General features: G+C 41.9%; 24 protein-coding genes and 1 pseudogene. 10 read left to right on the top strand and 15 right to left on the bottom strand.

What is annotated here, in order from left to right:
- Positions 1-3: 3 nt before the first annotated feature.
- The 3 genes from LS71_RS06260 to LS71_RS06270 all read right to left on the bottom strand — a co-directional run bounded on the left by LS71_RS06260 (position 4) and on the right by LS71_RS06270 (position 4,215).
- Entirely contained in the window at positions 4-1,575 is a 1,572-nt protein-coding gene (locus tag LS71_RS06260; RefSeq protein WP_052058079.1) for a cytochrome-c peroxidase, read from the bottom strand.
- Between the two features lie 24 nt (positions 1,576-1,599).
- On the bottom strand, positions 1,600-3,024 hold the full coding sequence (locus LS71_RS06265) for a TonB-dependent receptor (RefSeq protein WP_052058081.1): 1,425 nt from the start codon (positions 3,022-3,024) through the stop codon (positions 1,600-1,602).
- 162 nt (positions 3,025-3,186) lie between these two features.
- Entirely contained in the window at positions 3,187-4,215 is a 1,029-nt protein-coding gene (locus tag LS71_RS06270; RefSeq protein ID WP_052058083.1) for a TonB-dependent receptor, read from the bottom strand.
- Between the two features lie 228 nt (positions 4,216-4,443).
- Here LS71_RS06270 and LS71_RS09810 point away from each other — a divergent pair, with 228 nt between their 5' ends.
- The 6 genes from LS71_RS09810 to LS71_RS06300 all read left to right on the top strand — a co-directional run bounded on the left by LS71_RS09810 (position 4,444) and on the right by LS71_RS06300 (position 9,935).
- Positions 4,444-5,580, top strand: coding sequence for a tetratricopeptide repeat protein (locus LS71_RS09810; RefSeq protein WP_034355462.1), 1,137 nt, complete (start codon positions 4,444-4,446; stop codon positions 5,578-5,580).
- 20 nt (positions 5,581-5,600) lie between these two features.
- Positions 5,601-6,365, top strand: coding sequence for a pseudouridine synthase (locus tag LS71_RS06280; RefSeq protein WP_034355464.1), 765 nt, complete (start codon positions 5,601-5,603; stop codon positions 6,363-6,365).
- A gap of 100 nt (positions 6,366-6,465) precedes the next feature.
- The gene (locus LS71_RS06285) at positions 6,466-7,485 is read left to right on the top strand and encodes a methionine ABC transporter ATP-binding protein (RefSeq protein ID WP_034355465.1); all 1,020 of its coding nucleotides are present in this window, start codon (positions 6,466-6,468) and stop codon (positions 7,483-7,485) included.
- A gap of 1 nt (position 7,486) precedes the next feature.
- Positions 7,487-8,197, top strand: a complete 711-nt coding sequence (locus tag LS71_RS06290; protein ID WP_034355467.1) for a methionine ABC transporter permease — start codon at positions 7,487-7,489, stop codon at positions 8,195-8,197.
- Between the two features lie 25 nt (positions 8,198-8,222).
- Entirely contained in the window at positions 8,223-9,041 is an 819-nt protein-coding gene (locus LS71_RS06295) for a MetQ/NlpA family ABC transporter substrate-binding protein (RefSeq protein ID WP_034355470.1), read from the top strand.
- 66 nt (positions 9,042-9,107) lie between these two features.
- Entirely contained in the window at positions 9,108-9,935 is an 828-nt protein-coding gene (locus tag LS71_RS06300; RefSeq protein WP_034355473.1) for a MetQ/NlpA family ABC transporter substrate-binding protein, read from the top strand.
- 179 nt (positions 9,936-10,114) lie between these two features.
- On the opposite strand, the gene recG is transcribed toward LS71_RS06300, so the two are convergent.
- Entirely contained in the window at positions 10,115-12,040 is a 1,926-nt protein-coding gene (recG, locus tag LS71_RS06305; RefSeq protein WP_052057975.1) for an ATP-dependent DNA helicase RecG, read from the bottom strand.
- A gap of 7 nt (positions 12,041-12,047) precedes the next feature.
- Positions 12,048-13,073 carry a type I glyceraldehyde-3-phosphate dehydrogenase gene (locus LS71_RS06310; RefSeq protein ID WP_034354275.1) on the bottom strand — a complete coding sequence of 342 codons (1,026 nt, stop codon included), beginning with the start codon at positions 13,071-13,073 and terminating at the stop codon, positions 12,048-12,050.
- Between the two features lie 140 nt (positions 13,074-13,213).
- Here LS71_RS06310 and ccoS point away from each other — a divergent pair, with 140 nt between their 5' ends.
- The 3 genes from ccoS to LS71_RS09845 are packed head-to-tail and all read left to right on the top strand — an operon-like array spanning position 13,214 to position 14,392.
- The gene (gene ccoS, locus LS71_RS06315; protein WP_138109859.1) at positions 13,214-13,429 is read left to right on the top strand and encodes a cbb3-type cytochrome oxidase assembly protein CcoS; all 216 of its coding nucleotides are present in this window, start codon (positions 13,214-13,216) and stop codon (positions 13,427-13,429) included.
- The gene (locus LS71_RS06320) at positions 13,430-14,215 is read left to right on the top strand and encodes an NAD(P)-binding domain-containing protein (RefSeq protein WP_338034452.1); all 786 of its coding nucleotides are present in this window, start codon (positions 13,430-13,432) and stop codon (positions 14,213-14,215) included.
- 30 nt (positions 14,216-14,245) lie between these two features.
- Entirely contained in the window at positions 14,246-14,392 is a 147-nt protein-coding gene (locus LS71_RS09845; protein WP_338034453.1) for a hypothetical protein, read from the top strand.
- 62 nt (positions 14,393-14,454) lie between these two features.
- Here the strand turns inward: LS71_RS09845 and LS71_RS06325 are convergent, their stop codons facing one another.
- The 6 genes and pseudogenes from LS71_RS06325 to lpxD form a co-directional block, all read right to left on the bottom strand.
- On the bottom strand, positions 14,455-15,273 hold the full coding sequence (locus LS71_RS06325; RefSeq protein ID WP_034354271.1) for a carbohydrate ABC transporter permease: 819 nt from the start codon (positions 15,271-15,273) through the stop codon (positions 14,455-14,457).
- Positions 15,273-16,136 carry a carbohydrate ABC transporter permease gene (locus tag LS71_RS06330; RefSeq protein WP_034354270.1) on the bottom strand — a complete coding sequence of 288 codons (864 nt, stop codon included), beginning with the start codon at positions 16,134-16,136 and terminating at the stop codon, positions 15,273-15,275. The genes LS71_RS06325 and LS71_RS06330 overlap by 1 nt, the downstream gene beginning before the upstream one ends.
- Before the next feature lie 9 nt (positions 16,137-16,145).
- Positions 16,146-16,961, bottom strand: coding sequence for an ABC transporter ATP-binding protein (locus LS71_RS09895; RefSeq protein WP_476702754.1), 816 nt, complete (start codon positions 16,959-16,961; stop codon positions 16,146-16,148).
- Positions 16,962-16,979: 18 nt separating this feature from the next.
- Positions 16,980-17,447: pseudogene (locus LS71_RS09900) on the bottom strand (ATP-binding cassette domain-containing protein); the annotation flags it as partial.
- Between the two features lie 113 nt (positions 17,448-17,560).
- On the bottom strand, positions 17,561-18,868 hold the full coding sequence (locus LS71_RS06340; RefSeq protein ID WP_034354265.1) for an aromatic amino acid transport family protein: 1,308 nt from the start codon (positions 18,866-18,868) through the stop codon (positions 17,561-17,563).
- Between the two features lie 90 nt (positions 18,869-18,958).
- Positions 18,959-19,936: a UDP-3-O-(3-hydroxymyristoyl)glucosamine N-acyltransferase gene (gene lpxD / locus LS71_RS06345; RefSeq protein ID WP_034354262.1), complete on the bottom strand. Its 978-nt coding sequence runs from the start codon at positions 19,934-19,936 to the stop codon at positions 18,959-18,961.
- A 165-nt stretch (positions 19,937-20,101) separates the two neighbouring features.
- Between lpxD and LS71_RS06350 the strand changes: the two genes are divergently transcribed.
- The gene (locus tag LS71_RS06350) at positions 20,102-21,862 is read left to right on the top strand and encodes a saccharopine dehydrogenase family protein (protein WP_034354259.1); all 1,761 of its coding nucleotides are present in this window, start codon (positions 20,102-20,104) and stop codon (positions 21,860-21,862) included.
- A gap of 146 nt (positions 21,863-22,008) precedes the next feature.
- Here the strand turns inward: LS71_RS06350 and LS71_RS06355 are convergent, their stop codons facing one another.
- From LS71_RS06355 to LS71_RS06370, 4 genes are all read right to left on the bottom strand, one after another.
- Positions 22,009-22,656: a trimeric intracellular cation channel family protein gene (locus LS71_RS06355; protein WP_034354286.1), complete on the bottom strand. Its 648-nt coding sequence runs from the start codon at positions 22,654-22,656 to the stop codon at positions 22,009-22,011.
- A 10-nt stretch (positions 22,657-22,666) separates the two neighbouring features.
- Positions 22,667-23,128, bottom strand: a complete 462-nt coding sequence (locus tag LS71_RS06360) for a peroxiredoxin (RefSeq protein WP_034354255.1) — start codon at positions 23,126-23,128, stop codon at positions 22,667-22,669.
- Between the two features lie 67 nt (positions 23,129-23,195).
- Positions 23,196-24,101: a tetraacyldisaccharide 4'-kinase gene (locus tag LS71_RS06365; RefSeq protein ID WP_034354251.1), complete on the bottom strand. Its 906-nt coding sequence runs from the start codon at positions 24,099-24,101 to the stop codon at positions 23,196-23,198.
- Position 24,102: 1 nt separating this feature from the next.
- A complete protein-coding gene (locus tag LS71_RS06370) occupies positions 24,103-24,936 on the bottom strand; it encodes an NAD+ synthase (RefSeq protein ID WP_034354249.1) in 834 nt (277 codons plus the stop codon).
- Positions 24,937-25,000: the final 64 nt, after the last annotated feature.

The raw sequence follows: 25,000 nt of genomic DNA on the forward strand, positions 1-25,000 counted from the left end.
ATCTCACAATGCCCACATAAAGGCTTCAAGCGCCTCTAGCTCCTCTGTGTTTAAATCAAGCCGCTTAATTAAAACATCAATTTTTGGCTTATTTTTATCATCTTTTATCCCCTCAAATTCAGGCACAGGCAAAGCCTTATCATACAAGTGCATAAGCCCTACAAAGTTTGGAAATATGCCATTATGCCCATAGGGCGCGCTTTTTCTCACATTCACAAGGCTTGGTGTGCGGAACGCGCCTATATCCTCCACCTTGCCGCTTACCTCATACCGCCCCAAATCCTGCCCTAAGCGCCCATAAAGCCCGATATTTAAATTATGATACTTCTCATCGCTCAATTTATCGCCAAAGTGGCAATTCATACACCTGCCCTTAGTGCGATAAATGTGCATTCCATAAATCTCTTTAGGGCTTAACATCTCGTATTCGCCCTTTAAAAACCGATTAAACCTCGTATCCTGTGGGATAAGCGTGCGCTCATAGCTCGCTATGGCTTTAGTGATATTTTCTATACTAATAAGCTCGCGCGCTTGGGCTTTGTGCGCTTGGCTTAGCTGCTGGATTGCCTTAGCTCTTGTATCTGCGCGCTGCTTTCTTGCTGCCTTTTCACTCAAAGGCTTTTGCATAGAATCTGTCCCAAATAGCGCTAGCACCTGCTCTCTTAGCTGCTGACGCTCATTAGCATTAAGTCCTATCACATTATCTTCTGGCTTTTGCTCTGGAGGCACTTTTAGCCTTTTTTCAAGAAAGCTAATAGAAAAATTTATATCTTGCTCCCGCTCAAATAGCGCAGGATACGCGCGCTCCCACTCTGCTTTCTGCGCATCGCTCCCAAAGGCTTCAATAAACGCAGCATAATAACTCTCATCATTTTTAATCGCCATTTCCATATTTTCCAAAGTATTTGCCATTTCAACGCCATCTTGTATAGGGAAAAGGGCTTGAGATTCTAAACTATCCGCACGCCCGTCCCAAAATAATTCTTTAAAAAGCCCCGCCATTTGGATATTTGGCGCATTGCGCCGACCTTGTGCGCGATTATGCCCTATGCTTACCTTTAGTCCATCGCCAAAGCCTAATTGCGCATTGTGGCAGGATTGGCAGGATATTTGCCCGCTTTTGCTTAATTTTGGCTCTTCAAAAAGCCTTTTGCCTAAACGCACCTTAGATTCTGTAATAGGATTATCCTTTGGGCTTGGAGCGACCTCTGGGAGGGGCGCAAACTCCTTCCACTCCACGCCCTCATCAATGTGTGGCTGCTCCCATTGAGATATAGGCTTAGCATACATTGCTACATATTTGGCATACCTTTTCCGCTCAAAGTCCGCTATGGGCGTTTGATTGCGAATTATAGAATCTGCGCTAGATTCTATAATCTGCGCATCTTGTTTATCCTCCTGCGCGTGGAGCTGCTCGATAGTACTTGCTGTTGCATTTTCTGTAGCTTTAGAATCTAGCGCCACATGCTGCGCCTTGTTAGAAAAAAGCGCATAAACGCCCACCCCAACGCATATACCTCCTATAAATACAGCCACCAACGCCGCCTTTACACCTATCTTTCCTTCCCAACTCATAGCCTTACTCCTTAAAATTAAATCTTAGAATCTATACCCCACCTGTGTCCAAAACTGCCGCCCAAGCTCATAAGTAGTAAGCGCGGCATTACTAGGAATTCCATAGAGCATAATGCCATCTGCAGCGCTTAGCGCCACTTCATTTTTAGAATCTAGCACATTATAGATATCAAAATTTACAAATAGCGTATTGCCACCATAAATATTCACATCAAAGCCTAATCGCATATCCCACATGAAAGTTGGCTTAAAATGCTTATCAACAAATGTTGAAGTATTTGAGAGGCTCTCTAGCACAATTCTATCATAGCTGCCTTTATAGCGAAAAAGGTTATTCCACAGCACTTGCACCCTGCCAAGTTGCACTGTGTGCGTCATATTAATGCGCGCAATAAGGGGTTGATTAACCTTTTGGGCGGGCATATCTTCATATCTCATAGCTTGTCCATTGTAAGTAATATTTCCTAACATATCTGTGTCTATACTGCTTGAGTTATAGTTACGCCGTGCATTATTCCAATCTACCCCTACCATATAAAAATGCTTAATGCCCGCACTCTCAATGGGTGCAATATTTTGCACAGCAAGACTTATGATATCCGCTTTTGTATAGCCATTATTACCCCAAAAATAGCGAGGTGCCGCCTCCGTGCCGCGATTTTCTTGTGTGACCTGATTTTTGCCATCTCTATGGATATATTTAAGATTAAAGCTAAATAGTCCTGCTAGATTCTGTGTGAATGCGCCCATAAGTTCATCATCATAAGGCACATCAATGGAATCTAGCCTATTTCCAGCTGTAACAACCCCATCGCTCATATAATTATTACCCGCTATAACGCAGTTTGCATTTTGCACGCCGCAGTGTTGCCATGCTTCGTTGGGATTAGTGCGATAATACGCGCGGCGATTATTCACTGCCTCTGCATAGAATCTATATGCGAGCAAATTTCTAGCATAGTAGCGATTTGCACCAAAGGTAAGCTGCGTTTTATACTCATTTTCCCAAGGGGCGACATAGCTTAAACTAAAGCGCGGGGCGAGTTTATTTTTGTTAAGAAAATTATCACCATCTAAGCGCATACCAAATCGTGCATTAAGCGTGCCTGCGCTGCCTAGATGATATTTTGCATCATCTTCTACATATACGCCATAGGTGAAAGTATCAAATTGCCCTTTGTGCGCGTGAATTACCCCCATTTTATTATAATAACTATCGCCATTTACACTGATATTTCCCCAGCTATCGGGCTGTCCATTCCACACGCCATTTGCTCCCGTGCCTTGCGGATAGCCACTATTAATACCGCCACTCATCGCAGTAAAATTCCCATAAGGATACATATATGAATCTTCAATCCTATCGCGCACGGCTTTTTGATAGATTGCCTCAGCTCCTATACGAAAATTTTGCTCAAAGCGTCCTATTTCTAAACCATCAAAAAGCATATCGCTTTTAAAATTAAGACTGTCTTGAATCTGATTAACGCTTCCATACTGCCCATCTCTATCTGTGGCACTCCATACAAGATAATAATTTGTATCACTTTTTCTTGAATTTTCTAACCTTGAATAGCCAAGCTGATTTGTCCATAATCCTACACCACTTTGCTATAATGCTTTCAAGCCTCCTTGAATTCCTCCGCTCCTCATCGTATAGCGTGAATTTTTAAAACCGGGTATAAAATAGACATTATTTCCGGGCATATAGGCTAAATTTGCCTCCAAACTAAAAGATTCTTCGGGATTATAAATGGCTTTAATGTAATAATTATCATTTTGCCTTTTTTGGTCTTGCTTGGTTGTATCCGTGCCTGTGGAGTAGAGCTGCAAAGGGATAAGCGAGCGTGCTGTTGAAAAGCTAGCGATAATGCCCAAATTCTTAGCCGCATAGCCCTCTAAATACGCACGCACGATATGTTTAGTAAAATTTGGCTGAAAATTTTCATTGCTGCTTACATTAGCAAGCTCCTCTTGTCCCTCTAAAAAATGATATTTAGTCATACCACTTGATGTGTATTGCCATGAAAGCCCTGCATGCCAGCCATCTGTGCGGGGTTTTCTCACATTTGCTTCTATCACGCCGCCGCTAAATCGTCCATAGGCTGCTGAAATATTAGAATCTTGCACACTTATAGAATCTAGCAAGCTTGTATCGATATTAAGTCCTTGCGATTGCCCACCACGCAAGCGCTGATTTTGATTTGTGGTTGAGCCTGCGGGGTCAATATCATTATTCATCTCAAAGCCATCAAGCTGAAAACTATTTTGATAAGGTAGCCCTCCGCTAATGCTAATATTTGCCGGATTTACTTCACCCGGGCTATTTGAAGTGCGCGAGGCATTATTAGTTTGCACATTTGGCAAAATGGAGAGAGCCGCGCTTATATCGCCATTGCCATTAGGGATAGAATCTAGGACATTTTTATTTATTTTTACCCCATTTTGATAAGTTTGCATTTCGTTAGTGGTGCTCACAATTGAAGTTGAGAGTTTTACATTTTTAGCTGGGGGGGGGGAGGAAGTATTATCTTGGGCATTATTTTGCGCACTATTTGACACAGATGTATCGGCAAAAGCTGTGATACACGCAAATGTGAGCGTTAAGAGAAAAGCGGATTTTGATTGTCTTGATTGCATAGGAGGCTCCTTAATGTTTGAAGTTTGTAAAGCAGACAAAACATAATCCCCATATGCTTAAAGTATTATAAAAATAACTCTTATTTTGTTAAGAGTATATATTTATTTTACTTTTCTTTTTACATTTGTTCACATTATTTTCATCAGATTCTTAAGGAAAAAATGGCATTATTTTTGCTTTAAAATCCAAAAGCTACAAGGCAAATCCATAAGTATAGAGGATATATAATGAAAAAGATTTTCGCGCTTTATGTGCTTGTTTGGGCGGTGATATATGCAGTGAGCTTTGGCGCAGAGCCTGCAGAAACGCCCGATGCAAGCTCTACTCAATCCCCCACCATGGCACAAAATCCTAGCGCACAAAATCCCGCGCTAGATTCTCAAACGCCTACCACTCAAGCACCCACGCAACCTATGCAAGCGCCTACTCAAACGCCCTCTGGGCTTTTGGCAAATCAACCCCTAACGCCCGCAAATGAAATTAGCGGCGCGCCGCTTGATGATATGCTCGCACAAGTAAATGAATCAAACACGGCGCTAAAATCTGCTATGGCATTTGCTAAAGAGGGCGATTATGAGAGCGCGCTGCAGCTTTTTGCAAAATCTTGCGACCAAGGTAATGCCGCAGGCTGCTTTGGCTCGGGACTCATATATATGTATGGCGCAAACTCTGGCGTGCCTAATCCGCAAAAGGCTGTTGATTATTACTACAAAGCCTGCGTAGGTGGAGATGCGGTAGCATGCGCTAACTTAGCTATGGCGTATGATAATGGGCAAGGTGTGAAAGAGGATAAAAATCAAGCCGCGCAACTCTATGAGGTCGCCTGCCAAGGTGGAGATAGCTTAGGCTGCACAAACATTGCATGGATGTATGCTAATGGTGTGGGTGTGAAAAAAGACTATCAAAGGGCATTAGCATATTATAATAGCGCGTGTCAGCTAGGGAGCGATTTGGGCTGCTATAATTTAGGGCTTATGAGCAATACTTACAATGTCTATGGCATGACAAAAGATAAAATGAGCTATGTGGAGCTAAACTATGTAGCATGCGAGCAGGGCGATATCATAGGCTGTGGGAATCTAGGCTGGATGTATGCCACAGGCTCAAGCGGAGCGGAAAAAAGCTACTATAATGCGGCAAAGTATTTTACCATTGCTTGTGATAGCGGGCATATGCAAAGCTGCAATAACTTAGGCGTGCTTTATGATGGGGGCTTTGGCGTAAGGCAAGATAAACGCAAAGCTATTGAGCTTTTTGGGCTAGCGTGTGATTATGGTATAGAATCTGGGTGCAATAATTACTCACTTATGAAAACAAAAGGTAGTGTAAGTGCTGGCAATAACCTGCTCTTTGGCTTAAAATAGCCCCGCTACAAAGCAGCACTATGCGCCTTAATCAATTCATCGCCCATAATAGCAAGTATTCACGCCGAGAGGCAGATAAGCTCATCGAGCAAGGGCGTGTGAATATAGAAAAGCATAAAGCCACAGCGCATTCTGTATTGCATAAAAATGAGCGTGTATTTATCGATGGCAAGCGCGTAATGCCAAAGGAGCATTTCACTTGCATTGTCTATCATAAGCCTAAAGGCGAGCTTACAAGCAAAAGCGATGATAGAAATCGGCGCGTCATTTATGATAGCCTTGAGGGGAAATTTAAGCATTTTGTGTATGTAGGGCGGCTTGATTTTGCAAGTGAGGGGCTGCTTATTTTAACTGACAGCACGCCTGTGGCAAAGGCTTTAATGGATTCTATGCTGGAGCGTGTTTATCTATTAAAAATTAATGGCGCGATTACAAAGCCTATGATAGAGGCGTTTGAAAATGGTCTAGTATGCGAAAATGCGCGCGCTGGCGGACATAGCAAAAGCAAGATTAATGCCATGGAATTTGCGCCATTTGCACGATATGAGATTTTAAAAAATGACAATAGATATTCTAAGCTTAAAGTTACGCTAACAGAGGGGAAAAATAGAGAATTGCGGCGATTTTTTGGTGCATTTGGGCGTGAGGTGCTGGATTTACGACGATTAAGCTATGGATTTGTCTCACTCAATGCCCTGCCTTGCGGGAAAGTAAGATATTTTAATAAAGATGAATACAAAGCCCTGCATCAATTTTTACAAGCTAATAAAATTCAAGTAAATTAGCAAAAATTTCAATATACATATTGTATTTTAAAATTTTTGTGATATAATGCGCCTTTTTTGATTGAGAAAAATACATTTATAGAATCTAAAAGGAGCAAACGTGATACAACTTAAAGGTATTAATAAAACTTACCCTAATGGCTTTGTGGCGCTTAAAAATATCGATTTAGAAGTGCAAAAAGGCGATATTATGGGCATTATTGGTTATTCTGGAGCGGGTAAAAGCACTCTTATTCGCATTATTAATCGCTTAGAGGAGCCAACTAGCGGGCAGCTTATTATTGATGGTGTGGATATGCTAAGCCTTAAAGAGAAAGAGCTGCAAGCCCAAAGGCAGAAAATAGGTATGATTTTTCAGCATTTTAATTTGCTAAGCGCTAAGAATGTGTTTGATAATGTCGCATTTGCGCTTGAGATTGCCAAATGGGACAAAAAAATGATTAAGCCTCGTGTGAATGAGCTTTTAGAGCTTGTGGGCTTAAGCGAGCGCGCTAGATTCTATCCTAGTCAATTAAGCGGTGGGCAAAAGCAGCGCGTGGCGATTGCTAGAGCATTGGCAAATCACCCCAAAGTGCTTTTATGCGATGAAGCCACTTCGGCATTAGATACTAAAACGACAAAATCGATTTTAGCCCTCCTACGCAATATTCAGCAGAAACTAGGTTTAAGCGTGGTGCTTATTACGCATCAAATTGAAGTGGTGCGCGAGATTTGTAACAAAATGTGCGTGGTGAGTGAGGGGCAAATCATTGAACGTGGAAGTGTAGATGAAGTCTTTGCCGCGCCAAAGCAGCCTATTACACGCGAGCTTATTTCATTCCTGCCGCAAGATGAAGAGCAAATGATTGCGCGCTTAGAGGATTTACACAATGTGTATAAAGTAGTTTTCACAGGTCCATTTGCGCAATCCCCCTTAATTAGCCAAATGATACGCACTTTTAATATTGATGTAAATATTTTAAGCGGCAGCATTGATGAGCTTGCTACAGGCGAAGTGGGACATCTAGTGCTGCGCTTTATCGCCCAAGATGATAAAAGAGATGAAGCACTGCAGTGGCTTACCAATCAAGGCGTTACAATTGTAAATCTTGCCTTACTTAGAGAATCTAAAGGAGAGTAATATGCTTGATTTTTTAAATTTATGCGAAAAACATTTTTTAATCTTTCTAAGGGATATTTTTACCGACCCTGTGGCGTTTAGCCTAGCAAAATCATGCTGCGAGACGCTTTATATGATTACATTTTCAGCCTTTTTTGCGGTGCTTTTTGGACTGCCTTTAGGCGTTATGCTAAGCATTATTAAGCCTTCTGGCATTATGGCAAGTCCGCTGCTTTATAGGATTTTAGCAAGCATTGTCAATGTTGTGCGCTCTTTTCCGTTTATTGTGCTTATATTTTTGCTTTTGCCACTCTCAAAAATGATTATTGGCACAAGTGTGGGCAGCACCGCGGCAATCATTCCTCTTGTGATTGCCGCTACACCTTTTATCGCTCGCCTTTTTGAGGGCGTGTTTGATGAGGTGGATAAAGGTTTAATAGAGGCTACGATGAGTATGGGCGCAAGCAAATGGCGTGTAATTCTAATGATGATAAGTGAAAGTATGCCCTCACTTATGAATGCCATTACCATTATGGCAGTGAGCTTGCTGGGATATTCGGCAATGGCTGGTGTCGTAGGTGCTGGAGGCTTGGGAGATTTAGCCTATCGCATAGGCTTTCAATCTTTTAAGCCTGATGTGTTGGCGTATGCGGTAGTTTGTATCATTATTTTGGTGCAAATTATCCAAAGCGTTGGTGATTTAATTACAAAACGACTGCGAGCGCATCGTTAAAAATAAATATTACAAAGGAGTTTTTATGAGAAATATAGCAAAATTAGCGCTACTTTGCGCATTGGGACTAGGCTTCATAGCCTGCGGAGATGAAAAGAAAAATACAGAATCTAGCAATACAAGTGCTGTATTAAGAGTGGGCGCGACCCCTGTGCCAGCAGCAGAAATTTTAGAATTTGTAAAACCACAGCTTGCGGCTAAAGGTGTGCAAATGGAGGTGCAGAGCTTCACAGATTATGTCGTGCCAAATGTATCTTTGGCTGAAGGAAGTAGCGATGCAAACTTATATCAACATAAGCCATTTTTGGATAATACTAATAAACAAAAAGGCTATAAACTCGTGCCAATAGTGCCTATTTACATCACACCACTAGGATTTTATTCTAATAAATACAAAAGTATTGATGAGTTTCCACAAGGCGCTACACTTGCTGTTCCGGGCGATACGGTGAATTTAGCACGCGCGCTTATTTTATTTCACAAAAATGGCGCAATCACCTTAAAGGACCCTGATAATCTTGCTGCTACAGAGCTTGATATATTAGAAAATCCAAAGGGCTTTGTATTTAAGCATATGGAGGCAGCATCGCTCCCAAGTGTGCTTGATAGTGTAGATGGCGCGATTATTAATGCAAATTATGCCTTGCAAGCGGGTATTAAAATTGCCACATCACTCTTTCATGAAGGTAGTCAAAGCATTTTTGCTAATGTCTTAGCCGCAAGGGAGGATAATAAAGATGATGAGCGCATTAAAAAGCTTGCAGAAGTGCTAACAAGCGATGAAACAACCGCATTTATTTTGCAAAAATATGGCGGTGAAATTATCCCTGTGAATGCAAAATAATAAAAAATACGAATGATTTTTATTTATTTGGTGTAAAATATCGCCACATTTTTTTAAGGAGCAGAAATGAAAAAAATACTTGCATTAGTAGCATTTATAGGTATGGGACTAGCCCTTATTGGCTGTGGCGATGACAAAAAAAGTGCGCAAGCAGACACCAAAGATAATGCACAAGAAAAAGTAGTGCTAAAAGTAGGCGCGACCCCTGTGCCTCACGCGGAGATTTTGGAGTTTATTAAGCCAGATTTGGCACAAGAGGGCATTGATTTACAAATTGTGTCTTTTACAGATTATGTAACACCCAATGCAAGCCTAAATGACGGCTCGCTTGATGCGAACTTTCATCAACACAAGCCCTTTTTAGATTCTCTAAAGGCTGATAAGGGCTTTGAGTTAGAATCTATTGCAACTATCCATGTAGAGCCTATTGGTTTGTATTCTAAAAAATATAAAAGCATTGATGAGCTTCCACAGGGCGCGAGCATTGCTATCCCTAATGACCCAAGTAATGGCGCTAGAGCGTTACTTTTACTTGATGCAAAGGGGCTTATTAAGCTTAAAGATTCAAGTAATCTCGCTGCCACAGAGCTTGACATAGTAGAAAATCCAAAAGAATTTAAGATTAAGCCTATGGACGCTGCGCTTTTACCCCGCACACTTGATGATGTCGATGGAGCGGTGATTAATGGCAATTACGCACTTCAAGCGGGCTTAAAAAGTAGCGATGCGCTTATCTTAGAGGGTGCAGAATCTCCTTATGCTAATATTTTGGTGATACAAAGCAAAAGGCTTGATGATGCAAATCTAAAAAAGCTTAAAAATGCACTCCAAAGCCAAAAAGTCAAGGATTTTATCATCGAAAAATATCAAGGTGAAATCGTCCCTGCGTTTTAATCTCCACTAGATTCTATAATTTCCACGCTATTGAGCTAAAGCTCCGCGTGGTCTTACAAATGTAAGCAAAGCTCACATTAGCCCTCAAAGTATAAAGTTATAGCTTAAGCTTTAGCTAATCTATCAACTTGTTTTTTTAATGCTAGATTCTATATTTTTATAGAATCTAGATTCTGTAATTAGACTTCTACATTGTGGCGTGTGTCTAACTGCGCTTTTGCTTCTAATAAAATTGCCTCATCGCTGCTCATATCAAAATATGTAAATTCATTCCCGCTTTGCCGCTCGCCGCTTAGTAAATCCCCGCTATTGCGGTATTTTAAATCAAGCTCGGCTATGTCAAAGCCGCTTGTCGTCTTGCAAAATGCCCTCAATCGCTCATTTTCTGGCTGATTGGTATATAAAAAGCAATATCCCTTTAAGCCATTGCGGCTCACACGCCCGCGCAGCTGGTGGAGCGTGGCTAGTCCTAATCGTTCGGGTGCGACAATCACTATGCTAGAAACTCTAGGCAGGGAAATCCCCACTTCAATAAGCGTCGTAGCAAGTAGCAGCGAGCCATCACGCGCAAAATTATCAATCACTTCTTGCTTATTTTTATCCTTGCCCGATGTGAAATACACAGATGTAAAATGCTTTTGCCAAAAGCCCAAACCCTCGCTTAGTGAGAGATAATCTAAATGCTCGCTCTCCTCTACAAGCGGATAGACAATAATAGCCTGATTGCCCTTGCTTACTTCATTTTGCAAATGCGCAAACATTGCTTTAAAACCGCTTTTATCCACGATGCTTGTGCTAATATCTTTCTTAAAAGGCACATCACGAATAATACTTAAATCAACAAATTGCGCATTAATCATCGCAAGCGTGCGCGGTATGGGCGTGGCGGAAAACTGCAGCACATGCGCTCTAGCGGTATTTTTAGCTGTATGCGATGTAGCGGCAAATAAATTTGGCAAGTCCTCCTGCCCTATTTTTTCTAGCACATAGCGCTGATTTGTGCCAAAGCGGTGCTGCTCATCGCTCATAACAAGCGCTAGATTCTCTAAAGCAAACTCCCTATAAAGCAAAGCTTGCGTGCCGATGATAAAATGCGCTTGTTCAAAAGGCGTATCTTGCTTATTTTTCGCAGTGATGAGCGCGATATTTACAAATGAGGGCAAAAGTAGCTTTGCTTGCTCATAAAGCTGGGTGGCGAGTATGGTCGTTGGCGCCATAAGTATGCTTGTATGCGGGTAGGCTAACATCACTGCGCATAAAATAACAATGGTTTTTCCACAGCCCACATCGCCCATAATAAGCCGCTTTGCCGCATTTACAGAATCTAAATCATGCGCAATATCCTTAATCGCGCCCTTTTGCCCATCGGTTAGCGCAAAAGGCAAGGATTGAATAAAAGATGAAATATCATTATGGCAGCGATACTTTGCTGGAAAATAGCGCTTTTTGCGCGATAATAATGCCAAATAGCGATAGATTTCGACAAATTTAAGCGCATTAAGATGTGTTGGGGGCAGGGCATTATGCGCGCTATAGGCTTCTATAAAAGAAGGAGTTGGCACAAAAATATCACATATTTTTTGCGCTATATGCGTAGGAATGCCATATTGTGTGAGATTTTCTAGTGTAACAAGCGCGCTGCATAACTCCTGCATAGATTTGTGATTTAGGACTGTGGTTTTAAAATGCGCTACAATAGTATTAATCTCCTGCACGACCTTTGGTTGCATTATCACATAGCCAAACTGCCCTACATCAAGCTTGCCCTGAATATAAAGTATAGAATCTAGCGTGTAAATTTTCTTATGAAATGGCTTAGCGTGGAAAATTATCATTTCTAGATTCTCATTAAAATCACACATAAAGGCATAAACTTTTAATCTCGCATTTTTGCCAAAACCTAGCGGCTGCACATTGCTAATACGCACTTTTAGCGTGATAGACTGCTTTGGAATGAGCGTGCTTGAAAGCGTGGTATTAGTGTAGGATTTAGGCACATGGGCTAGCATAAAGCTTAAGAGGTTTGTTACTTTAAGCTTTTTTATGCGCGCTTGATTTGTGGGGCTAAGGGTGGAGTAAATGTGATGAAAAAGCGTATCATTCATAAGTCATTTATAAGGAGCAAAAACGCACCATATCAAGCATACGATTAGCATAACCCCATTCATTATCGCACCATGCCATTATGCGCACCATTTTATCGCTCACCATATAGGTTAAATCTGGCACAAATACTACGCTATGTGGATTGCCGATAAAATCACTGCTTACGCCATAATCCCTATCGATACCAATAATGCCACGCATAGTATGCTCACTCTCGTGGATAATACGCTTATTTATGGCTTGTGCGTTTGCTTGGCGCGATAACACAAAGCTTATATCAAGTAACAATACATTTGAAACCGGCACACGCACGCTATGCCCACCTACTTTGCCTTGCAAAGATGGTAGCAGTCTTAAAAGCGCGCTTGTAGCGCCTGTACTGGTGGGAATGATATTTTGTGCAGCAGCGCGCGAGCGGCGCTTATCGTGTGGATAAACGCTATCAAGCAAAGATTGCTCATTAGTATAACTATGCGTAATGCAAAAACTGGCTAAATCAATGCCAAAATGCTCATCAATAATCTTGCAAAGTGGCGCGAGTGCGTTTGCCGTGCAAGAGGCGTTTGAAAAAATAGGCTCGTTATTATAAAGTGTGTGATTAACGCCAAGGGCAAACATAGGCATATTATCTTGTGGCGCAGCGGAGAGAATGACTTTTTTAATGCCCTTTTGGCAATGATGTTCAAGAGAATGCATATCCAAAAACTGCCCGCTAGATTCTATAACTATATCCGCGCCAAAGGTGCTAAAATCAAGCTCGCTTGGTGTGGCGCAATTAAGCGTAGGTATGGGAGGGAGGGGGCTATCCTTGATAAAGAGTGTATTTTGCGCATGTGTAACCTCATAGGGCAAAGCGCCATGTGTAGTATCATGCGCTAAAAGATAACTTAGAATCTGCCAATCATTAATATCATTAATGGCTACGATGTTTATATGTTTCATATCTTCTCTTAAGGCTTCTTGCTGTGCCAAAAGGGCGCGCAAAATACTTCTGCCGATACGCCCAAAGCCATTAATTGCAATATTTATCATCTTATCCCTTGATATTTACAGAATCTAATGGAGCGTGATTGTAGCATATTTGCGCCAAATGATTGCGTTTTTATTTGATTTGACATATAAAAAACTATGCTACAATGTCCCCACTTCATCATTGCGCAAAGGCTTATTTTATGAACACCGAAATCATAGCAATTATGCTTGGCGTGTCTATTGTGCTGGGATTATTTGGATTGCTTGCGTTTATATGGGGATTAAAAAATGGGCAATTTGATGATGCAAATAAAATGATGCAGGGTGTGCTTTTTGATTCTGTGGAGGATTTAAATCTTGCAGCAAAGAAAAGCCCGAAGGAGAAAAAAAGCAAACATTCAACAAAGGAGCGGTAAATGAGCAAGGTGTATGATGTATGTGTGGTGGGTTGCGGTCCTGCTGGGATAAGTGTAGGCATAGAATCTTTAGCCAATCATTTAAGTGTCATTGTGCTTGAAAAGGGTGAGGCGCACAATATGAGTATTCGTAAATTCTACAAAGAGGGAAAACGCGTTGATAAAGACTACAAAGGGCATGTGGTAGAACTCTGTGGCAAAATTGATTTTAAAGATGGCACAAGGGAAAGCACTTTAGATTTTTTTAGCGGGCTGCTTACTCCGCTTGAAGTGCTTTATAATAGCGATGTAGAATCTATTACTAAAAGCGAAGAGGGCTTTAGCGTTAATACGACAGACAATCGCAGCTTTAAGGCTAGATTTGTGGTTATTGGTATTGGCAAAATGGGACAGCCTAACAAACCTAGCTATCCCCTGCCCTCAAGTGTGAGAAAGCAGATTAATTTTAACGCCAATGATGCAAAAAGTTGTGAAAAAATCCTTGTAGTAGGCGGGGGCAATTCAGCAGTAGAATACGCCTATGATTTAGCCCAAAGTGCTAAAGATGGCGGCAGTGTAACGCTTAATTACCGCCGCAAAGAGTTTAATCGCATTAATGATACAAATGCCCACGCGCTAGATTCTGCACTGCAAGCAGGAAAGATTATCCCAAAATTTGGCATTGATATTAATGGGCTAAGCGATGATAATGGCAAAGTAGGCGTGGAGTTTAGCGATGGAAGTAGTGAGAGCTTTGATAGGGTAATTTATGCTATTGGCGGGGCTTCTCCTGTTGATTTTTTTTAAAAATGCGGAATTAAACTCGATGAAAAGGGTGTGCCGCTCACTTCTAATGTGTGGGAAAGCAATGTGAAAAATATCTTTGTAGCAGGTGATATCGCGTTAAAAAGCGGTGGCTCAATTGCAGCTGGCATCAAGCATGGCTATGAGATTGTGCAAGAAATTATAAAGCGCGCAAAATAACTGCTTTTGCTGTAATAAATTACTCTCAAGCAGGCTTGCGAGTATGTTTGCACGCCTGCGTATTATTTCATACCAGTGCTTGCAATACCTTGCATAAAGTATTTTTGCGCAAAAAGATAAGCTACAATAAGAGGCAGCACGATAATAGTAGCAGCCGCCATAAGTGCGCCATAAGTGCTTCCCGCTTCATTATTTCTAAACGCCACCACACCTAGTGTGGGTGTAAATAACTCTGTAGAACTTAGCACAATAAGCGGCCAAAAGTAGTCGTTCCAATGCGCGACAATAGAAAAAATGGCAAATGAAATAATAGCAGGAATGGTCGTTGGCAAAATGATTTTCCACACGATGCCATACTCGCTAAATCCATCAATCTTTGCTGCATGAATTAAATCATCAGGTATGCCATTAATAAACTGCCGCATAAGAAAAATACCAAACACAGAAATCGTATAAGGCGCAATAAGCCCCATATATGAATCTAAAAAGCCAAATTTATACATTAAAAGATACAAAGGCACACAAATGGCTTGCGCAGGGATAAGCAAGCAGCAAACAATCATCACTAAAATAAAATTGCGCCCCCAAAATTTATGCTTTGATAGCGCATACGCACACGGATAGGCAATAAGAATCTGCAAAAGCAAAATGCTTAGCGTTACAAACACACCATTAATCAAAAATCTTAAAAGTGGCGTATCAGTAAAAGCCTGCGTATAATTTTGCAGGGCATACCATTGTGTAGGGAAAAACGCAAGGGTATTAGAAAAGATTTCAGATTCTGGCTTAAGACTAGTAAGCACCATCCACAAAAATGGGAAGAAAAACACGCTGCCAATGCCAATTAGCACAATATGCCGAAAAATACTAAAAGCACTCATTAGTAATGCACCCTCTTATCTAAGAATTTGATTTTAATTAGTGTTAAAACCATAATAAAGAATAAAAACACCACCGAAATAGCCGCCGCATAGCTCGTCCTAAAGAACATAAACGCCTCTTGATAAATAGTGAAAAGCATCACATCGCTCGCATGGTTTGGACCGCCAAGCGTGAGGACTGAAACAGTATCAAAGACTTGAAACGCCTTAATTGAAGTGATAATCACCACAAAAAGCAGCATAGGACCAAGTAAAGGCCAAGTGATTAGGCGAAACTGCGCAAAGCCCTCTATGCCATCAATCTTAGCCGCATCATATAGATGAGAGGGGATTGCCATAAGCCCTGCGGTAAAAAGCACCATGTTATAGCCTAACTGCTGCCAAATCCCAATGCCAGCTAGCACATAAAGCACGGTATCGCGGTTTGCTAGCCAGTTTGAACCCTGCACGCCAAAAAGGGCTAAAATTTTATTTAAAATCCCAATATCAGGGTGCAAAATATACTCCCACACAATACTCATAGCAATCAAAGTCGCCATAACGGGCAAGAAAAATACTGTGCGATAAAATGCCTTCCCACTTGCCCTAGATTCTATAAGTAAGGCTATAAACAGCCCACCTAGCACCGAGATAGGCAGCACTAAGCCCACATAAATCAAAGTATTTTTAAGCGAAGTAAAAAACACATCATCTTTAAACATCGCCACATAATTATCAAATCCTATGAACTTAAAATCCGTATTCCCTAGCTGCCAATCTGTAAAGCTTAGCACCACCACGCTAAGAATTGGCAAAATCAAAAAAAGCATCATTAAAATAAAAGCCGGAGAGACAAAACAAAAGGTACTCAAAGTCTTTTTCATAGCTTATTCCTATGCTTTTGCGAAATTTTTCTGCACGATAGAATCTAGCTCATTGCTGTATAAATTTGCAGAAGCTAGCGCGTTATTGTCGCTACTTTTTGCAGCACTACCCTTTGGAGTGTGAGTAGCAGAGCCTGCGGAGCTTAAGGGGACATTTGTCTTGCTAGATTCTGTAATGCTTGCTTTTTGCGGACTTATGGCGCTATCTCTTTGCCCTTGTAGATTAAAATACATAGCCTTGCTAAGGTTAAGCTCAATGCCTATAATTTCATCAAAATGGATTTGCTTGCCTGTATGGGCATTCACACTAATAATAAACTCCGCATTAGCAAAGAGCGGCACGATGTGGATTAAATATTCATTCCCCATATTTTCAATCGTTTGCACCTTAGCCTTAAATGCGCTATTTGGATTAATGCTCACATCTTCTGGGCGGATAGCAAAAGTATGCGTAGCTCTATAATTTTTAATCTTAGAATCCTCACTTAAATGCGCAATATCCGCACCAAATATCACCTCATCGCCCTGCACGCTTACAAGCGTAGTATTAATCGTTGGCGTGCCGATAAATTGTGCCACTTTTAGGTGATTTGGGTTATTATACATATTATCTGGCGTATCCACTTGCAGCAGCTGCCCATCGACCAAAAACGCTATACGCGTACTCATAGTCATTGCCTCTGTTTGGTCGTGTGTTACATAAATAAATGTCTTATTAAGCTCCCTGTGGAGATTAACTAGCTCACTACGCATATGCGCGCGCAGCTTCGCATCAAGATTTGAAAGCGGCTCGTCCATTAAAAACGCATTTGGATTGCGCGTCATCGCACGCCCCAAAGCCACTCTTTGACATTGCCCACCGGAGAGCTGCTTTGGCTTAGATTCTAATAAATGCTCAATTTTTAGCTGCTTGGCTACTTGCAAGACTTTATCTTGAATTTGCTTTTGATACGCTCTAGCCCCTGCATTATAGAATCTGGCAAAAGGCAATTTGTAGCTAAATTTTGCGCGAGCATTCAAAGGCGCGGCAAGATTTTGTGCGACATTAAAGTGAGGATAGAGCGCATAGCTTTGAAACACCATAGCAAAATCCCTATCTTTGGGCGCGGTGTGAGAGATGTCTTTATCATTTTTTAGAATCTGCCCGCTGCTTTTTTCTTCTAAGCCGGCTATGATGCGCAAAAGCGTTGATTTACCGCTACCACTTTCGCCAACTAGTGTGAGAAACTCGCCTTGTTTAATATCCAAATTGATATTTTTAAGTATCTGCTTGCTGCCATAATTTTTGACAAGATTAACAATCCGTAACAAAATTCGCTCCTCTTTGCAGTTTGTTTCTTAGGAGCGAATGTTAGGGCGTATGTGTAAAATATAAAGGATTATTTTTTAAAATGAAAGTAAAAAACCTGCTAAAAATATAGAATCTACATCTTATAAATCACGGTAAAAATCGTTAAAAGCCCTGTGATAAATACAAATAAATCTAGGGCAGGATTTTTAAATTGCTTCATTTTGGATACGCTATAAATAGCAATAATAGGCATAAGGAATAAAATCGCTGCAATAATTGGGCCACCTAAATCCTCAATAAAGCCTAGCACGCTTGGATTGACATACGCAGTAATGAGCATAATCACATACATCACACCTGTGCAAACTACAGCAATCACCTTAAGATTTGGCGTAAATCCCGCAATCTTGCAGCATTTTCGCACAATGCCATACGCCCCCTCGCGCGCACCAAAATAATGCCCAAAAAACGAACTCGCAATGGCTAAAAACGCAATCAAAGGACCGCCATAAGAAATGATAGGATTATCTAATTTATTGGCAAAATACGACAGGACTGGGATATTTTGCGCCCTTGCTTCTGCTAGCTCGCTAGGGGTGAGTGAAAGCACGCAAGAAAATACAAAAAACATCACAAAAAATAGCAGCATAGCAGAAGTGCGCAATAAAATTTGATTAGTTTTTGCATTAGCATTTTTGCCATAGTGGCGCTTAACGCTTAGTGAAAATGTAGAGATTGCAGGTGAGTGATTAAAAGAAAAAACAAGCACAGGCAGAGTGAGCCAAACAATAGTCAAAAATTCTTTTGTGTGCGGCACGATAGTGAAGCTTTCAAGCCGCCATTGTGGGATAAGATAGAGCGAAAATAAAAACAAAATGCCACAGAGCGGATACACCAGCCATTCACATACCTTTGTAATAAGCTCCTCACTAAAGAGCATAATAATCATAAAAACGCTCACGCCAATAAACACCAAAATCCCCCGCCACAAAGGCAGTAAAGAAGCTGTGTTATCATGGACTTGATATATGCTTTGAATAAAGTGTGCTACACCGCTATGCTCGCTAAAAAGCGGCAAAAGCTGATTATAAATAAAACTTTCAAAAGTATTTGTAATCCCCACACAATACGCCAAACAAATAGGAAAAATGGCAAAAAAATACAAAATGGAGATAAACACACTCACATTACGACCAAAATACTCCTCTGCGGCGTGCGTGATGTCTTTGTCATTCCCACTTGCCTGACACACAAAGCGGCTAAGCGCGCGGTGGCTTAAATACACCATAGGGAATATAATAATGCTCATCACCACCACAGGCCAAAATCCCCCGCCTCCAGCCCTAATTGGCAAATACAAAATCCCAGCGCCCACAGCCGTGCCAAAGAGTGAAAGCGTCCAGCGCGTATCAAACTTGCTCCATTTTGGTATATGTTGCATACATCTCCTTTGTAAAAACATTTTTTGTCTATTCTATAGTATGAAGTGTTTGAAATACTTGAAATTATAGAATCTAGATTCTATAAGGACTCACTTCGAGGGGGATTTTTTGAGCATTCTGCGTAGAGAGACATAAAATTTCATCCATTCATCAAGCGGCATAAGCGGGTGTCCTCCCCATTTGGTATTTGGTGGCAAGTTTTTGCCCACAGCGCCGCGCCCAGCAATTTGCACAAAATCGCCAATGTGTATATGCCCTCCTGTGCCAGCCTGCCCACCCATAATAACATTGCGTCCCGTGCTAGTTGAGCCAGCAAGCCCTACTTGTGAAACCAAAATGCTGTGTTCGCCTATGACGCAGTTATGCCCAACTTGAACTAAATTATCAATCTTAACGCCCTGTTTTATGCGCGTTTCACCAAACACAGCCCTATCAATAGCGTTATTTGCGCCAATTTCTACATCATCTTCTATCACCACGCAGCCATTATGCTCAATTTTAATATGCCTACCATCTTTGGTATGTGCATAGCCAAAGCCATCACAGCCTATCACGCTGCCTGCGTGGATATTCACGCGATTGCCGATGATAGTGTTGCGATAAATCACCACATTTGGATAAATCTTGCAATGCTCGCCTATTTGGACATTATCGCCTATGACAACGCCGGGCATAATTACAGAATCTGCACCAATGCTTACATTTGCGCCCATACTTACATTTGTCGCCACACAAGCACTTGGAGATACTAAAGTATGAGTAGTGGGTGAAAAATCCCCTTGTGTGAATAGTTGAGAGAGCAGGGCAAAAGCAAGATGAGGGTTTTCAACCACAATGGGCTGAATATGCGCAGGCACCTTCTCAATTAAATGCGCGCGGATAAGCACCGCTCCAGCTTTAGAATCTGCTAGCTCATCTATATATTTGTCTTGGTCAATATAGCTTATGTCTGTGGCTTTAGCTTGTGTGAGTGGGGCGATTCCACTAAGTTCAAAATCCTTTTGCAAAGTGTTTTGTATGGTCAAATAGCCCTCAAACGCTTGAGATAGGGCGGCTGAAAGTAGCATAACAATCCTTTTTAGAAGTTTTGACAAAATGTGGGGGAAATCATAGCATAATGTTATAAGGATTTATTAAGATTGCGTAAAAATTGCGCGCGCTCATGGGCAGTGTTGCAAGATTTTGAGTATTTTTAAGTATAATGATTGCATTAATCATAACAAGGAGCGAAAATGGCGTGTGTTTTACAGATTGGAGCAGGTGGCGTAGGTGGCGTGGTGGCGCATAAAATGGCGAAAAATAGAGATGTTTTCACGCGCATAATATTAGCTAGCCGCACGCTTGATAAATGCAAGAAAATCGCAGATTCTATCCGCGAGAAAGGCTTAGGTGAGATTGAAATCGATAAGGTCGATGCCGATAACATCGATGATTTGGTAGCTTTAATCCAAAAATACAAGCCAAAACTCGTGGTAAATGTCGCCCTGCCTTATCAAGACCTAAGCATTATGCACGCTTGCTTGCAGACTAGCACGCACTACCTTGACACCGCAAATTACGAGCACCCTGATAGCGCGCATTTCGAGTATAAGGAGCAGTGGGCTTACGATGCGCGATATAAGCAGGCTGGGCTTTTCGCGCTGCTTGGCAGTGGCTTTGACCCGGGGGTTACGAATGTTTTTTGCGCGTATGCACAAAAGCACTACTTTGATAGCATAGAATCTATTGACATTTTGGACTGCAATGCCGGCGACCACGGATACGCGTTTGCTACGAATTTTAATCCTGAGATTAATTTGCGCGAGGTGAGCAGCAAGGCGCGTTTTTGGACTTGCGAAAAGGCTAATTTAAACGACACGAGTTTAGAATCTAATCTTGCCCTAAACCCTGATTTGCAAGAAGATTGCATATATCGTAAGTTTGAGCGCGTGGAAAAGCATTGGACGCAAGAAGTGCGAGATAAGATTAATAAGCAAAGTTCTTTAGATGAGAAATCGGGGTTGCGACGCTTTGAACGCGGAGATAAGACTTTGGAGTCTATCGCACAAGCGAGTGGCGAGCTCCCCGATTTATCGCTAAAGAACGAAGCTTATTGCGGCGGCGAGTGGCGAGATGTCGCGCCTTTGGCTCTTATGAAAGAGTGGGATTATACCGAAGTAGGCGTGAAAAATAGCTACTTGCTTTATCATGAGGAGCTAGAATCTATCGTGCGAAATATCAAGGGACTGCGGAAAATCCGCTTTTTTATGACCTTTGGCGAGAGCTATTTGACGCATATGAAAGTCTTAGAAAATGTGGGGCTTTTACGCATTGATGAGGTCGCACACAAGGGCGCAAAAATCATTCCTATTGAGGTGCTAAAGACGCTACTGCCTGACCCGGCAAGTCTTGCGAGCCGCACTAAGGGAAAGACGCACATTGGCTGCTTTATACGCGGCTATAAAGATTCTAAACTGCGAACGATTTATATTTACAATATTTGCGACCATGAGGCGTGCTATAAAGAGGTGAATGCACAAGGCGTGAGCTATACTACCGGCGTGCCAGCTATGATTGGCGCAAAGCTCATTGTAGAGGGCAAATGGGGCGTGGGCTGTGTGAAAAATACTTCGCTGCTAGATTCTAAAGATTCTAATGCAGTGAGTGCGTTTAATGCGGCGCGTGCGGCGTTAAATAAGGATATGCCTCATGGCGGCGAAGCGCAAGGGATAGATAAGGTTGTATTGTCTGCGGCAGCATCTTTAGGCGATTTTGCGGGTTGTCAAGGTGGCGGCGAAGGGAGTTTATTAGACATAAATGACCGAGCCGCCACTGCAGACTCCCGCAAAAGCGGCAAAGAGGCAACGCAGGGAGCTGGCGTGTGGAATATGGAGCAAAACGACCCTGACCCATTTATGGCAGAGCTAAACAAGCAAGGCTTACCCTATGTAGTCCTAGATGTCTTTAGCCCGGGGAACTACAAGGTGCTAGAGGATGGGAGAAAGCGACTATAGAAATTCGAAAATACTTATCTAATCCCAAAATACATATCAAAAAATAAAGGACTTGCAATGTATTTTGGTGTGGTTGCATTTTTTGTGACATATGCAAGAAAATCATTTTTTACATACAACTTGAAACTTTATAGAATCCTACAACCCTACTTTAGGGCATCTTTATCCCCATCTTTGCCCTGCGTATCCTCATAGTCAAACACAGGCAAAGAAAGCTTATAAAAAATAGCCAAAAGCCTAGCACTCACACCCACAACTAGCGTAAGAATAGTAACTAGCATAATATCTAAGTGCGCGTATTGTAGCAGCGCATAATACATAGCCCCAGCGATAATGGCAATGCCCGCATAAATCTCCTTTTGAAACACTAGCGGTATGCGCATACACAAAATATCGCGCAAAATTCCACCAAACACACCAGTAATCACCGCCGCACTCACTGCAATAATAAAGCCATAATCTTTTTCTATCGCTACTTGCGCACCCAAGATACTAAAAACAACTAACCCCACAGCGTCAAGAGTCAAAAACACCGCTTCGCTGCGCACCACTACGCGTGGTACTTTGGTAGTTAAAAGCGCAGAAGCGCAAATAAGCAGAACATATTCTGGGTGCGCCACCCAAGTAAGCGGATAGTGATTGAGCAAAATATCGCGGATAGAGCCGCCCCCTATGGCTGTTACAAGGGCGATAAATATCACACCAAATAAATCCATTTTATGCTTGCCCGCTGCGAGTGCGCCAGTCATACCCTCTGCAGTTATAGCAATAATATAAAGCGTAGTGAGTAGCATAAAAATAGCCCTATTTTGCAAGCTCCTCAAATACCTTTTGTGCGTGTCCTTTGGCGCGGACATTATAAAAACTCTCTATTATCCTGCCATCTTGCCCGATGATAAATGTGCTGCGGATAATGCCCTGCACCTCCTTGCCATACATCATTTTTGTGCCATACGCGCCATAGGCACTTGCCACACTTTTATCGTTATCGCTTAGCAGCAGAACTTTGAGTGATTTTTTCTCAATAAAATTTTGGTGGCATTTGGGACTATCGGGGCTTATGCCTACAATCACGGCATTTTTTGCGCGAAATTCGCTAGCTAGCGCGCTAAACTCCTCTGCTTCAATAGTGCAGCCGGGCGTATTATCCTTAGGATAAAAATACACAATCACGCATTGCGTGAGCAAATCTTGCAAGCCCACTTCTGTCCCATCTGCGCTTTTTAGCCTAAATAGCGGTGCTTTATCGCCTTTTTGTAGTTTCATTTTCACTCCTTAAAATTATTCGCGTCCTCATAACACAAGGCTTTAGATTCTATAGCTAGATTCTATCTTACTTTTTGTAATGCTGCACATAAGCCCTAATTTGCTCTAATATTACAGAATCTATGTGCAGCCGCAGCCGCATAACACTAAGTTTAAAGCCATAATCAAGCAGCTTTACCTCATCTTTACTCGTTACAAGCAGGCTTGTGGCGTTATATTCTTTCATGGCTTGGGTAAGAAAATCTTTATCAAAACGCGCGTGGTCTTTTAGCGTAATTTTTCCCACAATAGAGGGCAAAAACGCATCAAGGCGCGCAGGATTGGCAATGGCTGTGAGCAAAAGCATTCTAGGGCTAGGAGATTCTATCTCCACTTCGCGCGTGTAGTCTTTGCCCTCCTGCACGACTATATCGGCATCTTTATACGCGCTAGGCAATTCGCGATAAATCCCACTAGGCAAACAGAATCTAAAATATGGCTTCAAAAGCGGCTCAAGCACGATGTTTAACTTAGCAAATCTAAAGCGAAATCCATCATCTAAAAAAATGACTTTTGCGCCCAAAGCTATGGCTTTTTCTATGGCTTTTACCCTGTTTTTGCACACAATAACGCTTGCTTGATTTAATTCACGTGCCATAAGATAAGGTTCATCGCCCGCTTGTGCTTGTGAAACTTGGATTTTACCCCATTGGCTCACCACCACAAGCCCTTTTGAAGTGCGCTTATATCCGCGTGAGACTATTGCTGCGCACTCATAGTCTTTTGCTACTTCGATGATAAAGGGTGTTTTGCCGCTCCCGCCGGCGATGAGATTGCCCACGCTCACAATAGGAATGGGAAAATTATAGAATCTACCCACTTTGCGCCGCACAAAAGCCCCTATGCTAAAAAGCACACAAATAGGCAAAAGTGCGATGCTTATGCACTTTTGTATAAAATTTGGTCGATAAAAATATGCATCAATCCATCGCATTTTATTCCTTTGGGTTGGAAGTTTTTGGGTCAAAAATAGTAGGCATAGCGCGTTTAAAGGCATTTTTATAAACACGCGCGCTCAAAGATTGTATCATCTGCCAATCAAATCCCTGCTCTAAAAGCGCATTTTTTGTATCCGCGCTAAGGTGCATAGAATCTAGCCCATGAGCTGCTACAAAAGCCCTTAAAAACGCATCAATGCGCTCATAACTATAGCCCAAATCTGCCTCATCGCTTTGATAGGCAAATAAATCCGCGCTTGGCTTTTTGTTAATGATATTTTGTGGCACAAAAAGCGCGCGCGCTAGGGCAAAAATCTCACTTTTATACAATCCGCCAATAGGATTAATCGCGCAAGCCAAATCCCCAAAAATCGTGCCATAGCCCAAAAGCAGCTCACTTTTATTGCTCGTGCCTAACACAAGCGCATTTTCTGCACTCGCGCAATCATACAGCAAAGCCATTCTTAAGCGTGCACAGAAATTCCCCATACGCAGCTTTTGGGCTTTATCTAATCCATTCATAAACGCCCCACTTAAATCCATTCCCTCCTGCAAGGCAAAGGCTTCTTGAAAAGAGCCAAGCTGGATAATGCTGCTATCAAGGTTTAAAGATTGGGCGAGATTAAGCGCATCATCAAAATGCGTTGGATTTGAGCTAAGAGAGGGCATAAGCAGCACGCGCACATATTGACTACCTAGTGCTTTGCTCGCTAAAGTAGCCACCACTGCAGAATCTACGCCACCGCTTAAGCCCAAAACTACACGCGAAAAGCCGCGCGAGGCTAGCTCATCTCGGATAAAAGCGCTGCATTGCGTAATAAATGTGTCCATAAATAAACATATCCTTAAAGTATTTGAGAATCTAAGTTTGGGATTTTAGCACATTTGTGTATGC

Origin of the sequence: Helicobacter jaachi (assembly GCF_000763135.2) — a bacterium.
GTDB classification, from domain to species: domain Bacteria; phylum Campylobacterota; class Campylobacteria; order Campylobacterales; family Helicobacteraceae; genus Helicobacter_C; species Helicobacter_C jaachi.

Coding starts and splice junctions, on each gene's coding strand:
- LS71_RS06260 (WP_052058079.1), bottom strand. CDS start 1,575: ATGAGTTGGGAAGGAAAGATAGGTGTAAAGGCGGCGTTGGTGGCTGTA.
- LS71_RS06265 (WP_052058081.1), bottom strand. CDS start 3,024: ATGCTTTTTGATGGTTTAGAAATAGGACGCTTTGAGCAAAATTTTCGT.
- LS71_RS06270 (WP_052058083.1), bottom strand. CDS start 4,215: ATGCAATCAAGACAATCAAAATCCGCTTTTCTCTTAACGCTCACATTT.
- LS71_RS09810 (WP_034355462.1), top strand. CDS start 4,444: ATGAAAAAGATTTTCGCGCTTTATGTGCTTGTTTGGGCGGTGATATAT.
- LS71_RS06280 (WP_034355464.1), top strand. CDS start 5,601: ATGCGCCTTAATCAATTCATCGCCCATAATAGCAAGTATTCACGCCGA.
- LS71_RS06290 (WP_034355467.1), top strand. CDS start 7,487: ATGCTTGATTTTTTAAATTTATGCGAAAAACATTTTTTAATCTTTCTA.
- LS71_RS06295 (WP_034355470.1), top strand. CDS start 8,223: ATGAGAAATATAGCAAAATTAGCGCTACTTTGCGCATTGGGACTAGGC.
- LS71_RS06300 (WP_034355473.1), top strand. CDS start 9,108: ATGAAAAAAATACTTGCATTAGTAGCATTTATAGGTATGGGACTAGCC.
- recG (WP_052057975.1), bottom strand. CDS start 12,040: ATGAATGATACGCTTTTTCATCACATTTACTCCACCCTTAGCCCCACA.
- LS71_RS06310 (WP_034354275.1), bottom strand. CDS start 13,073: ATGATAAATATTGCAATTAATGGCTTTGGGCGTATCGGCAGAAGTATT.
- ccoS (WP_138109859.1), top strand. CDS start 13,214: ATGAACACCGAAATCATAGCAATTATGCTTGGCGTGTCTATTGTGCTG.
- LS71_RS06320 (WP_338034452.1), top strand. CDS start 13,430: ATGAGCAAGGTGTATGATGTATGTGTGGTGGGTTGCGGTCCTGCTGGG.
- LS71_RS06325 (WP_034354271.1), bottom strand. CDS start 15,273: ATGAGTGCTTTTAGTATTTTTCGGCATATTGTGCTAATTGGCATTGGC.
- LS71_RS06330 (WP_034354270.1), bottom strand. CDS start 16,136: ATGAAAAAGACTTTGAGTACCTTTTGTTTTGTCTCTCCGGCTTTTATT.
- LS71_RS09895 (WP_476702754.1), bottom strand. CDS start 16,961: ATGACGCGCAATCCAAATGCGTTTTTAATGGACGAGCCGCTTTCAAAT.
- LS71_RS06340 (WP_034354265.1), bottom strand. CDS start 18,868: ATGCAACATATACCAAAATGGAGCAAGTTTGATACGCGCTGGACGCTT.
- lpxD (WP_034354262.1), bottom strand. CDS start 19,936: ATGCTACTTTCAGCCGCCCTATCTCAAGCGTTTGAGGGCTATTTGACC.
- LS71_RS06350 (WP_034354259.1), top strand. CDS start 20,102: ATGGCGTGTGTTTTACAGATTGGAGCAGGTGGCGTAGGTGGCGTGGTG.
- LS71_RS06355 (WP_034354286.1), bottom strand. CDS start 22,656: ATGCTACTCACTACGCTTTATATTATTGCTATAACTGCAGAGGGTATG.
- LS71_RS06360 (WP_034354255.1), bottom strand. CDS start 23,128: ATGAAACTACAAAAAGGCGATAAAGCACCGCTATTTAGGCTAAAAAGC.
- LS71_RS06365 (WP_034354251.1), bottom strand. CDS start 24,101: ATGCGATGGATTGATGCATATTTTTATCGACCAAATTTTATACAAAAG.
- LS71_RS06370 (WP_034354249.1), bottom strand. CDS start 24,936: ATGGACACATTTATTACGCAATGCAGCGCTTTTATCCGAGATGAGCTA.